The sequence below is a fragment of the Malaciobacter sp. genome, from assembly GCF_055140965.1.
Map to the genome: position 1 here is coordinate 1 of NZ_JBSRRO010000056.1, position 14296 is coordinate 14296.

Consider the following 14296-nt stretch of genomic DNA (forward strand, 5'->3'; position numbering starts at 1 on the left):
ATATTGTATACATATAAAGTAAAAATAAAAACTAAAATAATAAGTAGTATAACCACAAGCATTATCATTTGTCTTTTATAATCTTTAATTGCTTGAATATCAATACTATTTTTATCTTTAAAGCTAATAATAGAAGCTAAATGACCTCCATTGTCATCTCTTAGTTCATATGAAGTAATAAAAAGAGTATTTTCAATTTTGTAATCTTTTATATTAAAATAGTTATTTATATTATTTTGTTTTAAATAGTTTATAAACTTTTTTGAAGCATCTAAATTTGAGATATAATAATCATCAATAAAGTTTGTTGTCAAAGGAAAAGTAAGTCTACTTTTATACTTTTTATCAACTGCAATTATCGCATCTATACCTCTTTTTTTGAGTCTTTTACTAATTGAATTAAAGTGTGTTATTACTTCTAAAGCACCTAAAAACTTGTCATCATCAAATATTGGAGTTCTAGCTTTTATACTTAAATCAAATTTACCAACACTAATAGAAGTGGTAATATCTTGCTTTTTTAGCATCTTGTTTAAATCTTTTCTAAATAATAAATTATCATTTGTCTTTTTTGTCCAAGATCTATATATTGAAGTACCATTTTTATCAATGATTTGAATCCAAACATTTTTGAATTTTGTATATTCTCTCATCTGAGATGAGATTTTTTCATATTCAAAGTTTTTATAAGTTTTATTTTTCATATATGAATATAATCTATCATCTTTAGCAAGGGAAATAGCAATAGCTAATGTGGCATTTTGTTTATTCTCAATTAGGTTTTTTATAAACTCTTTGGTGTTTTTTGCACTCTCTTTGTATTTTGAATCAAGCAGGTTTTTCTCTTTGTTATGAATATACAAAGAAGTAAAAAGCACTACACTAAGTGCCAAAATCACAAAAAGTAGTAAATATTTATAGGCGTTTTGTCTATATAGCATTATATGTCTTTTAATTAAAATATTAGTCATATTTATTATACATTTGTAAAACTTTCATATTATTAAAATGTTACAGTATAGTTACATAATATTAAGAAAAACATCAATTGAAAATCTTCATGAAATATTAATAATAATTAGATAAAATTTTAACATGATAAAAAGATACCCAACAAAAAAGATTTACGTAGGAGATGTTCCTATTGGTGGTGATGCACCAATTCCTGTACAATCTATGACATATTCTAAAACATCAGATATACAAGCAACTGTTGAACAAATAAAAAGACTGCATTTTGCAGGTGCTGATATTGTAAGGGTTGCAGTACCAAATAAAGAAGCTGCAAATGCTTTAAAAAGTATAAAAGAGCAAGTAAGTTTACCTATTGTTGCTGATATACATTTTCATTATAAACTTGCATTAATTGCTGCTGAAGTTGTTGATTGTATTAGAATTAACCCTGGAAATATTGGGGATAAAAAAAGAGTAGAAGAGGTTGTAAAAGCTTGCAAAGAAAGAAATCTACCTATTAGAATTGGTGTAAACTGTGGTTCTTTAGAAAAAGAGTTTGAAAATAAATATGGACAAACAGCACAAGGAATGATTGCAAGTGCTGATTATAATATCAAATATCTTGAAGATTTAGGCTTTACTGATATTAAAGTATCTTTAAAAGCAAGTGATGTTCAAAGAACAGTAGAAGCTTATAGGGGCTTAAGACCTATGAATAACTATCCTTTTCACTTAGGAGTTACAGAAGCTGGAACACAATTTCACTCAACAATTAAATCCTCAATTGCACTTGGAAGTTTACTTCTTGATGGAATAGGAGATACTTTAAGAGTTTCAATGACAGGTGAACTTGAAAAAGAGATTGAAGTAGGGCGAGCTATATTAAAAGATGCAGGATTAGTAAAAGAGGGACTAAATATCATCTCTTGTCCAACTTGTGGAAGAATTGAAGCTGATTTGGTAAGTGCAGTAGCCCAAGTTGAAGAAAGAACTAAACATATAAAAACCCCTTTAAATGTTTCCGTTATGGGATGTGTTGTAAATGCAATTGGTGAAGCAAAATCAGCAGATGTTGCAATAGCTTATGGAAAAGGAAGTGGATTAATCATCAAAAAAGGTGAAACAATAGCAAAACTTCCAACTGATAAACTACTTGATAGATTTTTACAAGAAGTAGAAGAAGAAGCAAAGAAAAAATAAGTTTTATTTTTCTTTGCTTGTTAGTTACTATTAGATATAATAAAATCTTTATATAAATATGGAGATTTTATGGATAGTGTATATAGCATTAATATAGAAAGAGCAGTTTTAAGCTCAATACTTTTCAACCCTGATGAGATAGAAGAAATTCTATCAATGTTAAAACCAAAAGATTTTTATCTACCCGCACATCAAAAAATATTTGAAGTTATGAGTAATCTTTATCGTGATGATATGCCAGTTGATGAAGATTTTATAAGAAAAAAAATCAGCACAAAAGATGTTGATGACTCAATACTAATAGAAATACTTTCAGCAAACCCTATAACAAATACAATAGCTTATGTAAAAGAGATAAAAGATGGAAGTGTTAAAAGAGAGTTAGCATCACTAGCAACCACCATAAAAAAAGTATCAATAGAAGAAGATATCCCAGCAAACGAAGCTTTAGATACAATTCAAGGTGCATTATACAAAATCTCAACAGATAGCGCTACATCTGAATTAAAAGATATGCAAGAGATCACAGGTGATACTTTAAGCTATATCAAAAAAATGAAAGAACTAGGAAACCAACACCTAATAGGTGAAACAACAGGTTTTCATGATTTGGATAAAAGAACAACAGGATTTAATGAAGGTGACCTAGTAATCATAGCAGCAAGACCAGCCATGGGGAAATGCTTAGGGCGAGGTACAAAAGTTGTAATGTATGATGGTACTTTAAAAAATGTTGAAGATATAAAAGTTGGTGACCAACTTATGGGTGATGACTCAACACCAAGAAATGTTTTATCCACTACAAAAGGCGTAGAACAAATGTATTGGGTAAGACAAAATAAAGCAATAGATTATAGAGTAAATGAATCTCATATTTTATCTTTAAAAAGAAGTAGAACTGAAGGTCCTCATAAAAATGGAGATATCTTAAATGTAAATATTAAAGAGTATTTAGAAAAATCAGAAAAGTTTAAAAGTAACTATAAAGGCTATAAAGTTGCAGTTGAATTTGAAAATAAAGAACTTATCAAAGAAAATAGAGAAAAATATTTTAAATATTTTATTAAGAATAATGCAAAAATAAAAGATTCATATTATTTTATTGAAGAAAAATTAATAGATGAAAAAATAAAGTTTCTTGCAGATAGCTTGGGATATGTGACATTTATCGAAGATAAAAATTTATTTATTTCAATTGAAAAATCTAAAACTGCTTTAACAGGAATCAAAATTGAAAAAGATATCGTAGATGAATATTATGGTTTTGAAATAGATGGAAATAGACTATTTTTATTAGAAGATATGACCGTAACACACAATACTGCACTTGTGCTAAATATGGCTTTAGCCAATGTTGAAGCAGGAAAAGGTGTGGTTTTTTTCTCACTAGAAATGCCAGCAGAACAGCTTATGCTAAGAATGCTTGCTGCAAAAACTTCAATTCCTTTACAAAACTTAAGAAAAGGTGATATGGATGATGACCAATGGAGTAATCTTTCAAGAGCTTTTGAAGATTTAAATCAAAAAAAACTTTTTGTTGATGATGGTGGAAGTGTTAATATCAACCAATTAAGAGCAAGAGTTAGAAAATTAGCTCAAAATGATGACAATAATATATCAATGGTAGTTATTGACTACTTGCAACTTATGCAAGGTACAGGAAATAAAGATAGACATCAAGAAGTATCTGATATTTCAAGGGGACTTAAGATGTTAGCAAGGGAGATGAAAATCCCAATTATTGCACTTTCTCAGTTAAATAGAGGACTTGAAAATAGACCTGATAAAAGACCAATGCTTAGTGACTTAAGAGAGTCAGGAGCCATCGAGCAAGATGCGGATATCATAATGTTTGTATATAGAGATGATGTTTATAAAGAAAGAGATGAAGCAAGAAAAGAGAAAGAAGCAAAAGACAAAGGTGAAGAGTATAAATCTACTTTTGTTAACAAAGCAGTTGAAGAAGCAGAGATTATTATAGGAAAACAAAGAAATGGACCAATAGGAACAGTAAAATTAGAGTTCCAAAAACAGTATACAAGATTTGTTAATAAACAAAGCAATTCAGAAGCACCAATTGAAGTTGTATTTGAAAGTGTGGCAGATACAAATAAAGAGACAAATATAGATGTACCTCAAATACTTTAAAAGTTTTTAGGTATAATTTTTTAATTAAAGATGATTTTATAGGATTTTAGATGATAAGAAAATGTTTATTTCCAGCAGCAGGCTATGGAACAAGATTTTTACCAGCAACAAAAGCAACACCAAAAGAGATGTTACCAGTACTTACAAAACCACTTATTCAATATGGAGTAGAAGAGGCTATTGAAGCAGGTTGTAATACAATGGCTATAGTAACAGGAAGAGGAAAAAGAGCTATTGAAGACCACTTTGATATCTCATATGAATTAGAACACCAAATAAAAGGTTCAAGTAAAGAACACTATTTAACAGAAATTAGAGATGTGATAGAAAACTGTACTTTTTCATATACTAGACAAACAAAAATGAAAGGTTTAGGACACGCAATTTTAACAGGACAAACCCTAATTGGAGATGAACCTTTTGCAGTGATTTTAGCAGATGATTTATGTGATAATAAATCAGACGGTGTTTTAAAACAGATGGTAAATTTATATGAAAAATATCAGTGTTGTATAGTTGCTATTGAAGAAGTACCAAAAGAGCATACAAATAAATATGGAGTAATCTCAGGAAGAGAGATAGAAACAGGTATTTATATGATTGATAATATGGTAGAAAAACCAGAGCCAGAAAATGCACCATCAAACTTAGCAATTATTGGAAGATATATTTTAACACCAGATATCTTTGAAATAATAGAAAACACAAAACCTGGAAAAGGTGGTGAGATACAAATAACAGATGCCTTGCTAACTCAAGCAAAAAAAGGAATGGTTTTAGGATTTAAGTTTGATGGAGTTAGATTTGATTGTGGAAGTATAGATGGCTTTGTAGAAGCAACAAACCACTTTTATAAAAAAATCTAGGAAACTCGAATTTATTCGAGTAAAAATAGCAGTTTTAAATTCATAAAATACAAATAAAAGGAAATAGATGCAATATAGTAAAAGTTTTTATCAAATAAAATCAAGCCAGACAATATTTGATTATGTAAAAGATGAGATAACAAAAATTGGTTATTATTCACTTCCTTTTCAAGATACTTCAAAAATAAAAGAGTATGCAAAAAAAGTATCAAAAAAACATATTGCTATTGTTGGTATTGGTGGAAGTACTTTAGGTACATTTGCTATTTATCAGTTTTTAAAAAGAATAAAAGAGTTTGATAAAAAACTTCATTTTTTTGAAACAACTGATCCTACTGATATCAAACAAAGAATTAAAAAACTTGATTTAGAAGATACTTTATTTTTAATAATTAGTAAATCAGGAACAACTATAGAAACAATATCTATTTTTAAGTATTTAGCATCTTTAGTGACAATAGATGCTAAAAATTGTGCAATCATAAGTGAAGAAGATAGTAAACTAACAAGCTTTGCAAAAAAACAAAATATGACAACTTTTGATATTCCTAAAAATGTAGGTGGAAGATTTTCTGTATTTTCAACAGTAGGACTTGTACCCTTGGCAATTTTAGGTGTAAATATAGATAATTTACTAAAAGGTGCTAAAGAAGTTCATAATAGTTTTTTTAATCAAAAAGGCTATTATGAAACAATCATGGAAAAAGCAAGATTTATGGTTGAAAATAAAAATAGATTCAACATAAATGTAGTTTTTTCATACTCTGCTAGTTTGGAAGGATTTAATAAATGGTATATTCAACTTTGGGGCGAAAGCTTAGGAAAAATAAATATAAATGGCACAAAACAAGCTTTGACTCCAATAGGTCTTATAGGACCTGTTGATCAACACTCATTTTTACAATTAATAGCAGAAGGAAAAAGAGATAAAACAGTTACTTTCATAAAAGTAGCAGACTTTCAAGACGAGACAAAAATACCCTCAAATACACTTGATGGATTTGAAGGATTAGAGTATGTTGATAATCTAACTTTTGCAAAACTAATAGATGAACAAGCAAATGCTACAATAGAGTCTTTAAAGAAATTAGGTGATATTCCACATGATGTAATAACAATAAATAGAGTAGATGAATACAACATAGCAAAACTAATGTATAGTTATCAACTTCTAACCTCAGTTGTTGGAAAGTTTGTACAAATAAACACCTATAATCAACCAGGAGTAGAATCTGGAAAGCAAATCTTAAAAGAAAAACTAAAAAACAAAGGCTAACTATGATATATGAAAAACATTGGCAAAAATATAATGAGTTTATACCATATGAATTACAAATGAGTTTTGATATAAGACTTTGTAATGTAATAAATATTTTAAATTACTTTTTCCAAAATGTACTTGTAAGAAAGCCAAGTTTTTCAAAAGTCAATTTCTATTTAGCAGGTTCATGTATAAAAAAAGATCTTTTTAGGGATTTGGATATGATTTTTCCATCAAAACAGATGATGGAAGAGCTGAACCAATGCTTGGATCAAAGCTTTTTTGAGTATGAAAATAACTCTTTAACTTATAAATTTCATGACGATATCTTTCAGTTTGTATTTAGACCAAAGTTTGAAAATAAATCACTTGAATTTACAATTGATGGTTTTGATTTTGATTCTACAAAAGTGGGATTTGAATGTGTTTTAGATGTGAATACAAAAGAAGTTACAGTTATAAAAAGTGATGTAAGAAAAGAGTTTATCTCATATATAAATACAAAAGTTAATAATCTTTCAAAAATAAGTGTAAATCCTTTTGTATCTTTACAAAGAGCAATACATTTTTTAAAACGAGGGGATGAGGTTCCTTATAGTGTATTTTTAGATATTTGTTCAAGTATTGCTGATATAAAAATCAAAGAGAATGAAGATATAAACAAGCACTTTGAAAGACTTCAAGGAAATCCCAAAAAACTAGAAAATATAAAAGATGCAATAAGTGAATATATAGAAGAAAAAAAAGATGAAATCTAATAAAAATAACAAATAATTTTATTTTTATCAAAAACCTAATATAATTAAAAAAATTATAAAAGGTTTGTCATGAAAAGTGCTTTTTCTTTACTAGAATTGATTTTTGTTTTGGTGCTATTAGCTTTAATAGGAAGTTATGCAATTCCTAAATATATGAATACAAAAAATGCAGCAGTTATTACAACAGTAAAAAGAGATATCTCTACAATAACAAGCTCTTTACAATCATATTTTTTATTACATGGAAAAGTAGATGATTTAAGTGAAGTAATAACACTTGGAAGCGATGATTGGAGAATAGAAGAAAATACAATCACTTATAAAACAGCAAAAGGTGACTGCGTTTTTATTAAAGTAAATAATCAAGAAGAACAAATAGAATTGAATATTAATGAAACACTTGATAATATTTGTAAAAAATTAAATGAAGCAGGAGTTGTAAATAGAACAACCCCACTTTATTAAGATTAGGAAGAAATATGCAAAAAGCCTTTTTTATAGATAGAGATGGCGTAATAAATACAGATAAAAACTATGTTTATAAAAAAAAAGACTTTGAGTTTATAGACGGAGTTATGGATGCTTTGTTGTATTTGCAAGAAAAAGAATTCAAACTATTTATAATAACAAATCAATCAGGAATAGGAAGAGCTTATTATAAAAAAGAGGATTTTGAAAAACTAACATCTTGGATGCTAAAAGAGTTTGAAAAAAATAGTATTAAAATCCATGAAGTAAAATATTGTCCCCATTCTCCTGAATCAAACTGTAATTGCAGAAAACCAAAAACTGGTATGATAGATGAGATTTATAAAGCATATGATATAGATTTAAAAAACTCATGGCTAATAGGAGATAAAGACTCAGACATAAAATGCGCCCAAAATGCAAAAATCAAAAATACAATACAAGTAAAATCAGGGCAAAAGTTTGATGAAACAAAATCACAAGCAACATATGTACTTAATAGTATAAAAGATATAAAAAAAATAAAATTATAATACTATCACATTTCGGAACCCCGAATTCATTCGGGGCATTTTTGCACGGATAAATCCGCGCTTCCGGTGAATTTTCGGAACCCCGAATTCATTCGGGGCTTTTTGCACGGATAAATCCGCGCTTCCAACACACTGCACGAATAAATTCGAGCCTCCGACACATTGCTTCTTTTGGAAACTCGAATTCATTCGAGTCCTTTTAAACCACTACTCATACAAACTATAAACCCTTCTTTCCCAATCTTTTAATTTTGCTTTTATTGGATTATTGTATATGTAGTTATAAACTCTTTCAAAATGTTTTTCATCTCTTATTACTTTATCATAGTAACCTTTTTGCCAAAAACTTCCTTTTTTATTTAGCTTGGCATTTAATCTAAGTGCAGTTTTTGCTTTTATACATTTTATGATTTTATCAATATCATCAAACTGCTTTATTAAAATATGAATATGATTGGGCATGATACATAGTATTATGACTTCATAAAGCTTACTTTGATTTTCCAATATAATATCTTTTACACTATCAATAAAATGACCATTTATATATGCACCCAACGAAGAGTTATCTAAGTAATTATCAATCTTATATTGTTTAATATGGTTACTCAATGATAAATCATTTTCAAGTTTTTTAAGATAAAAATCAATACTATCTTTTGTACGAAAAGTGATAAATTGATAATGCTCTTTTAAATTTATATGAGGAAGTTTTTTATACATAAATAACCCTTTTATTGTATATAGGAACCCCGAATTCATTCGGGCAATTTGGCACGAATAAATTCGAGCCTCCAGTTTCACTTGCATTTTCGGGGCTTTTTGCACGAATAAATTCGAGCCTCCGATGAACTTTCGGAACCCCGAATTCATTCGGGGCTTTTTGGCACGGATAAATCCGCGCTTCCGATACTTGCACGAATAAATTCGAGCATCCAACACACTGCACTGATAAATTCGCGCTTCCGGTGAATTTTTTACTCTTTTTTTCTTACTCTTAAAAACGAAGCAAATTTTGGTTTATTGTATTTGGTAAATCCATAATACTTAAATGTCACAATTTCACCTATTTTAGGTGGATTGTATCTTTGCTTGTTTGTAAAACCTCCTCCTAGGTTAAAAACTATATTATTTTGAAGTTTTATTACTAAACTTTTCATTCTGCTTTTATCTTTTTTGTCATAATTTATATCTATGATTTTTCCTTCCATATCAAAAAACTTTTTTACTTTTAAGATATCTTGGCTTCTGCCTTGGAAGTAATGTTTATGGGGATTTTTTATTATTACGCCTTCTGCATTTTTAGATACTAGTTTTTCTAAAAATTCTTGGAGATGTTTTTTGTCTTTGCATTTTATTTGAGGTACAAATTTGATATATTTATTTGGCTTATTTTTAAACCAATTTTTTGCTTTGTTTAATCTTGTTTGAAAATCACCTTTTGCGTTTGGTACTTCAAAGATATTATAAGTTATTTCACTCCATTTATTTGAGGCAATATCATCTAATACTATACTTTGTATGTTTTCAAAGTCACCTCTTTTAGTCCATAACTCTCCATCAAGTTCAAAACTTGGAAAATTTTTCGTGAACTCTTTTTTTGTATTTATTTTATTGCCATTTTTTGTAAGAAGTTGTTTCCCATCCCAATATGCACGAATACCATCAAGCTTCTCACTCATGTACCAGCCTTTGATATTTTGCTTGTCATATGTCATGGGTTTTTGAAGATTATTTGCAAAACAAGATATAAAAAAGAAAAATAGAAGAAGTGATTTTTTCATGAAAACTCTTTAAAATAATTTTAAAAATTATATTATTGTAAAGTTGAAAGATTGTTTAAGTGTTTTTTGCATCTTGGAACCCCGAATTTATTAGAGGTAATTTGGCACGAATAAATTCGAGCTTCCAACATTTGCACGGATGAATCCGCGCTTCCGATTTCATTTGCATTTTCGGAACCCCGAATTTATTCGGGGCTTTTTTTGCACGAATGAATTCGAGCCGCTGACATTTGCACGAATGAATTCGAGCTTCCAGTACATTGCACGGATGAATCCGCGCTTCCAACTCATTGCACGAATGAATTCGAGCCTCCGATATTTGCTTGCAAAAACCTAATTTAATTGAATTTTAGTTAAAATAGATGACTTTATAAACATAAGTGAGAGATATAATGAAATATAATGATATAGATTTTAATAATAAAACGATTTTGATTACTGGAGCTGCTGGGTTTATTGGTTCTAATTTGGCTTTTTATTTTCAAGAAAATTTTCCTGATGCAAATGTTATTGCTCTTGATTGCTTTAGATCTGGGCAGACTTTCTCAAATGGAAACTTGAAAAGTTTTGGGCATTTTAAAAACCTTATTGGATTTAAAGGGACTGTAATAAGTGGCGATATAAATGATACTGATCTTTTAAAAAGATTGGCTATACAGTATAGCTTTGATTATATTTTTCATCAAGCAGCTATTTCAGATACAACTGTTAGTGAACAAGACTTGATGATAAAAACAAATGTAAATGCATATGAAGAGCTTTTAAAAATAGCTATAAACCACAATGCAAATATGGTTTATGCAAGTTCTGGTGCTACTTATGGAGATGCTTCTAGTCCACAAACAGTAGGAAAAGAGGCTCCAAGTAATGTTTATGGTTTTAGTAAACTAATGATGGATAATATCTCTTATTCTTATATAAACAAAAACCCAAATATCTCTATTGTTGGGCTTAGATACTTCAATGTTTATGGTCCAAGGGAGTTTTATAAAAATAAAACTGCTTCAACTGTTGTGCAGTTTGGACATCAGTTACTAAAAGGAAATGCTCCTAAACTATTTGAAGAAAGCGATAAAATACTTAGAGATTTTATATATATTGAAGATGTTATTCAAGCAAATATCAAAGCTTGCGCTCCTTTAAAAAGTGGAGTTTACAATGTAGGTACTGGAAAAGCTAGATCATTTCAAGCAATAGCAGATATTTTACAAAAAGAGCTTGGAACAAACTTTGAGACACAATATATACCAAATCCATACATAGGACAATATCAGTTTCACACAGAAGCAAATATGCAAGATAGTAAAAAAAATCTTGATTTTGAAGCAAGATATGAGCTAGAAGATGGAATAAAAGCTTATATTCCAGAAATAAAAAGACTTTTCAATGATGAGGTAAAATAGATGATTACATATGATAAAAAGCCAAATATTTTAGTGATTGGTGATCTTATGATTGATCATTATTTATGGGGAAAATGCGATAGAATATCACCAGAAGCACCTGTACAAGTAATAGATATCAAAAAAGAGACAACTGTTTTAGGTGGAGCTGGCAATGTGATAAACAATCTTTTATCACTTGGTTCTGATGTGGGTGTTATCTCTGTTGTAGGTGATGATGATACAGCAAAAGAGTTAAAATCTATGCTAGATAAAGAGGGTGCAAAATCTTTTTTGATAGAGCAAAAAGGAAGAAAAACTTCTAAAAAATCAAGAATTATGGCTTCTCACTCACAAGTAGTAAGATATGACCATGAAAGTAAAAACTCTATTTCATTTGATAGTGAGAAAAAAATCTTTGAAAAGTTTCAAGAACTTATAAATAGATATGATATTATCCTTTTTTCAGATTATGGGAAAGGTGTAATTACAAAAGAGCTATCAAAAAAGATAATTGAGTATGCAAAAAAATATGACAAAAAAGTAATAGTTGATCCAAAAGGTGAAGATTACTCAATGTACAAAGGCGCATATTTTTTAACACCAAATAAAAAAGAAGCACAAATTGCTTCAAAAGTAGAGATAGAAAACGATGAGACTTTAAAACTAGCACTTGAGAAGCTAAAAGAACAAGCAGAACTGCATTACTCTATTATTACTTTAAGTGAGCAAGGAATTGCACTTTTAAAAGATGATGAAGTTATTATTCGACCAACAGTAGCAAGGGAAGTATTTGATGTAACAGGTGCTGGTGATACTGTACTTGCAGCGCTTGGATTTGCACTTAGTTTAAACAATAACATCGAAGATGCTTTAGAGTTTGCTAATTTAGCAGCTGGAGTTGTAGTTGGTAAAATAGGAAGTGCAACAGTTACACTTGATGAGATTGAAGAGTATAAATCAAGCTTAAATAAAAGCTCAATTGAATTACATATCAAAAGTTTTGAAAAGATTGAAAAAATAGTAAAAAGATTAAAAAAACAAAACAAAAAGATAGTATTTACAAATGGATGTTTTGATATTTTACACAAAGGTCATGTAAGTTACTTAGATGTTGCCAAATCATTTGGTGATGTTTTGATTTTGGGATTAAACTCAGATGATAGTGTAAAAAGATTAAAAGGTGAAAACAGACCTATAAATACGCAAGATGATAGAGCTTATATAGTTTCTGCTTTAGAGTGTGTGGATTATGTAGTAATCTTTGATGAAGATACACCTTATGAGCTTATATCAAAAGTTCAACCAGATGTTTTAGTAAAAGGTGCTGACTATGAGGGTAAAGAAGTTGTAGGAAGTGACATAGCCCTTGAAACAAAACTAGTTGAGTTTGTAGATGGAAAAAGTACAACAAAAACAATAGAAAAAATCAAAAAAGTGATAAAGTAATGAGCGAATTAACACAAGAAGAGAAACAAATATTATTAAATGCCATAAGAGATGTACAAGATTTTCCCAAAGAGGGTATAGTATTTAAAGATATTACAACACTTCTAAATGATAAAAAAGCTTTTAATCTTTTGATGAATCATCTTGAAAAAAGATATAAAGAGTATAATTTAGACTATGTTGCAGGTATTGATAGTAGAGGATTTATCTTTGGTGCAGCCCTTGCTGATAGATTAAATATAGGTTTTGTTCCAGTTAGAAAAAAAGGAAAGTTACCAAGTACAACTGTATGTGAAAAGTATGAGTTGGAGTATGGTTTTGATGAAGTTGAAATTCATCTTGATGCTTTTCATGGAAAAACAGATGCAAGAGTTCTTTTGATTGATGATTTGCTTGCTACTGGTGGCACTGCAAATGCATCTGCAAAACTAATAAAAAATGTAAAAGCAGATTTAGTTGAAGCTTGTTTTTTATTAAATCTTACATTTTTAAATGGAAAACAAAGAGTAGAGCAACACACACCTGTATATACAATACTTGATGTATAAAACAAATCTAGGGAGAAAAAGTTGGAAAAAGAGATAAGAACTATACAAGAAGATGAGATTGATTTAAAAGAGTTATTTAAAACACTATGGCAAAAAAGAGTTTTTATAGTAGTCTTTACTTTTATAATAACAGTTTTAGGAGCTGTTTATGCTTTTACAAAAACACCTATTTATAGTGGAAATATATCTTTTGAGATAGGTGAAGTTATAAATAAAACAGCTGAGGGAAATATAATACTTGAGTTAGATAAACCTTCTAATTTAAAAGAGGTTATTTCAAGAAAATTTCAAAAATCAATAGAAAATAAAGATATAGTTAATGTTTCTATTCCAAGAGGAACAACAAATATTTTAGTTGTAGAAGTGCAAAGTAATTCTATAGAAAATATTAAGAAAAAATTCAATGAAATTGAAAAACTTGTAGAAAATAGACATAAAGAAAAAATATCTTTATATTCATTGAAAAATGAGAAGATGAAAATGACTTCTTTGATAAATCAATCTATAAAAGAATATCCTATCAAACCAAAGAAAAAACTAATAGTTGTAGTATCTTTTGTGACTGGATTTATTTTATCTATTTTCTTAGTGTTTTTCATGCAGTTTATAAAAAGTTTTAAAGAGGATGAAAATGAGTGATTATATCCCAAAAAAGAGTAAATTTGACCCTGATGAAAACGGTCATTTTGGTATATTTGGTGGAAGATATGTTCCTGAAACATTGATGCCAATACTTGAAGAGTTAGAAAAAGAGTATAAAAAATATAGATTTGATAAAGAGTTTTGGAGTGAAGTAAATGAACTTTTGGAAGATTATGTAGGAAGAGAAAACCCTTTATATCTTGCAAAAAGAGTAAGTGAAGAAATAGGGGCTAAAGTTTATTTAAAAAGAGAAGATTTAAATCATACAGGTGCTCATAAAATAAACAATGTAATAGCCCAAGG

At 28.8% G+C, this 14296-nt stretch carries 14 protein-coding genes and 1 pseudogene; 12 read left to right on the plus strand and 3 right to left on the minus strand.

Annotated features, from left to right (window positions below):
* Nucleotides 1-941 (minus strand): cache domain-containing protein (locus ACTCCZ_RS12515; protein ID WP_463187395.1); only part of this gene is annotated, 941 nt, incomplete at its 3' end.
* A gap of 154 nt (nt 942-1095) precedes the next feature.
* Between ACTCCZ_RS12515 and ispG the strand changes: the two genes are divergently transcribed.
* The 7 genes from ispG (at nt 1096) to gmhB (ending at nt 8188) form a co-directional block, all read left to right on the plus strand.
* Nucleotides 1096-2154: a flavodoxin-dependent (E)-4-hydroxy-3-methylbut-2-enyl-diphosphate synthase gene (ispG, locus tag ACTCCZ_RS12520; RefSeq protein WP_079577136.1), complete on the plus strand. Its 1059-nt coding sequence runs from the start codon at nt 1096-1098 to the stop codon at nt 2152-2154.
* Between the two features lie 69 nt (nt 2155-2223).
* Nucleotides 2224-4302 (plus strand): replicative DNA helicase, encoded by a 2079-nt coding sequence (gene dnaB, locus ACTCCZ_RS12525; RefSeq protein ID WP_079577135.1) that lies wholly within the window; start codon nt 2224-2226, stop codon nt 4300-4302.
* 50 nt (nt 4303-4352) lie between these two features.
* Nucleotides 4353-5168: a UTP--glucose-1-phosphate uridylyltransferase GalU gene (galU, locus tag ACTCCZ_RS12530; protein ID WP_079577134.1), complete on the plus strand. Its 816-nt coding sequence runs from the start codon at nt 4353-4355 to the stop codon at nt 5166-5168.
* Between the two features lie 67 nt (nt 5169-5235).
* Nucleotides 5236-6444 (plus strand): glucose-6-phosphate isomerase, encoded by a 1209-nt coding sequence (locus ACTCCZ_RS12535; protein ID WP_079577133.1) that lies wholly within the window; start codon nt 5236-5238, stop codon nt 6442-6444.
* A 2-nt stretch (nt 6445-6446) separates the two neighbouring features.
* The gene (locus ACTCCZ_RS12540; RefSeq protein ID WP_079577132.1) at nt 6447-7187 is read left to right on the plus strand and encodes a hypothetical protein; all 741 of its coding nucleotides are present in this window, start codon (nt 6447-6449) and stop codon (nt 7185-7187) included.
* Nucleotides 7188-7256: 69 nt separating this feature from the next.
* Nucleotides 7257-7652: a type II secretion system protein gene (locus ACTCCZ_RS12545; RefSeq protein WP_079577131.1), complete on the plus strand. Its 396-nt coding sequence runs from the start codon at nt 7257-7259 to the stop codon at nt 7650-7652.
* 14 nt (nt 7653-7666) lie between these two features.
* Nucleotides 7667-8188, plus strand: a complete 522-nt coding sequence (gene gmhB / locus ACTCCZ_RS12550; RefSeq protein WP_079577130.1) for a D-glycero-beta-D-manno-heptose 1,7-bisphosphate 7-phosphatase — start codon at nt 7667-7669, stop codon at nt 8186-8188.
* A 207-nt stretch (nt 8189-8395) separates the two neighbouring features.
* On the opposite strand, the gene ACTCCZ_RS12555 is transcribed toward gmhB, so the two are convergent.
* Both ACTCCZ_RS12555 and ACTCCZ_RS12560 read right to left on the minus strand, forming a co-directional pair.
* Complete coding sequence (locus tag ACTCCZ_RS12555; RefSeq protein ID WP_159445705.1) at nt 8396-8911, minus strand: transposase; 516 nt, start codon at nt 8909-8911, stop codon at nt 8396-8398.
* Nucleotides 8912-9165: 254 nt separating this feature from the next.
* On the minus strand, nt 9166-9972 hold the full coding sequence (locus tag ACTCCZ_RS12560) for a DNA ligase (protein WP_079577127.1): 807 nt from the start codon (nt 9970-9972) through the stop codon (nt 9166-9168).
* Nucleotides 9973-10364: 392 nt separating this feature from the next.
* Here ACTCCZ_RS12560 and rfaD point away from each other — a divergent pair, with 392 nt between their 5' ends.
* The 5 genes and pseudogenes from rfaD to ACTCCZ_RS12585 form a co-directional block, all read left to right on the plus strand.
* Entirely contained in the window at nt 10365-11375 is a 1011-nt protein-coding gene (rfaD, locus tag ACTCCZ_RS12565; protein WP_079577126.1) for an ADP-glyceromanno-heptose 6-epimerase, read from the plus strand.
* A complete protein-coding gene (gene rfaE1, locus ACTCCZ_RS12570; RefSeq protein ID WP_079577125.1) occupies nt 11376-12803 on the plus strand; it encodes a D-glycero-beta-D-manno-heptose-7-phosphate kinase in 1428 nt (475 codons plus the stop codon).
* The gene (locus ACTCCZ_RS12575; protein WP_079577124.1) at nt 12803-13351 is read left to right on the plus strand and encodes an adenine phosphoribosyltransferase; all 549 of its coding nucleotides are present in this window, start codon (nt 12803-12805) and stop codon (nt 13349-13351) included. The genes rfaE1 and ACTCCZ_RS12575 overlap by 1 nt, the downstream gene beginning before the upstream one ends.
* Before the next feature lie 21 nt (nt 13352-13372).
* Nucleotides 13373-13990, plus strand: a complete 618-nt coding sequence (locus ACTCCZ_RS12580) for a Wzz/FepE/Etk N-terminal domain-containing protein (protein WP_079577123.1) — start codon at nt 13373-13375, stop codon at nt 13988-13990.
* Nucleotides 13983-14296: pseudogene (locus ACTCCZ_RS12585) on the plus strand (tryptophan synthase subunit beta); the annotation flags it as partial. The gene ACTCCZ_RS12580 and the pseudogene ACTCCZ_RS12585, both read left to right, overlap by 8 nt.

What these genes read in the sequence shown, in the direction of transcription:
- ispG (WP_079577136.1), top strand. Translation starts at nt 1,096, where the DNA reads ATGATAAAAAGATACCCAACAAAAAAGATTTACGTAGGAGATGTTCCT.
- dnaB (WP_079577135.1), top strand. Translation starts at nt 2,224, where the DNA reads ATGGATAGTGTATATAGCATTAATATAGAAAGAGCAGTTTTAAGCTCA.
- galU (WP_079577134.1), top strand. Translation starts at nt 4,353, where the DNA reads ATGATAAGAAAATGTTTATTTCCAGCAGCAGGCTATGGAACAAGATTT.
- ACTCCZ_RS12535 (WP_079577133.1), top strand. Translation starts at nt 5,236, where the DNA reads ATGCAATATAGTAAAAGTTTTTATCAAATAAAATCAAGCCAGACAATA.
- ACTCCZ_RS12540 (WP_079577132.1), top strand. Translation starts at nt 6,447, where the DNA reads ATGATATATGAAAAACATTGGCAAAAATATAATGAGTTTATACCATAT.
- ACTCCZ_RS12545 (WP_079577131.1), top strand. Translation starts at nt 7,257, where the DNA reads ATGAAAAGTGCTTTTTCTTTACTAGAATTGATTTTTGTTTTGGTGCTA.
- gmhB (WP_079577130.1), top strand. Translation starts at nt 7,667, where the DNA reads ATGCAAAAAGCCTTTTTTATAGATAGAGATGGCGTAATAAATACAGAT.
- ACTCCZ_RS12555 (WP_159445705.1), bottom strand. Translation starts at nt 8,911, where the DNA reads ATGTATAAAAAACTTCCTCATATAAATTTAAAAGAGCATTATCAATTT.
- ACTCCZ_RS12560 (WP_079577127.1), bottom strand. Translation starts at nt 9,972, where the DNA reads ATGAAAAAATCACTTCTTCTATTTTTCTTTTTTATATCTTGTTTTGCA.
- rfaD (WP_079577126.1), top strand. Translation starts at nt 10,365, where the DNA reads ATGAAATATAATGATATAGATTTTAATAATAAAACGATTTTGATTACT.
- rfaE1 (WP_079577125.1), top strand. Translation starts at nt 11,376, where the DNA reads ATGATTACATATGATAAAAAGCCAAATATTTTAGTGATTGGTGATCTT.
- ACTCCZ_RS12575 (WP_079577124.1), top strand. Translation starts at nt 12,803, where the DNA reads ATGAGCGAATTAACACAAGAAGAGAAACAAATATTATTAAATGCCATA.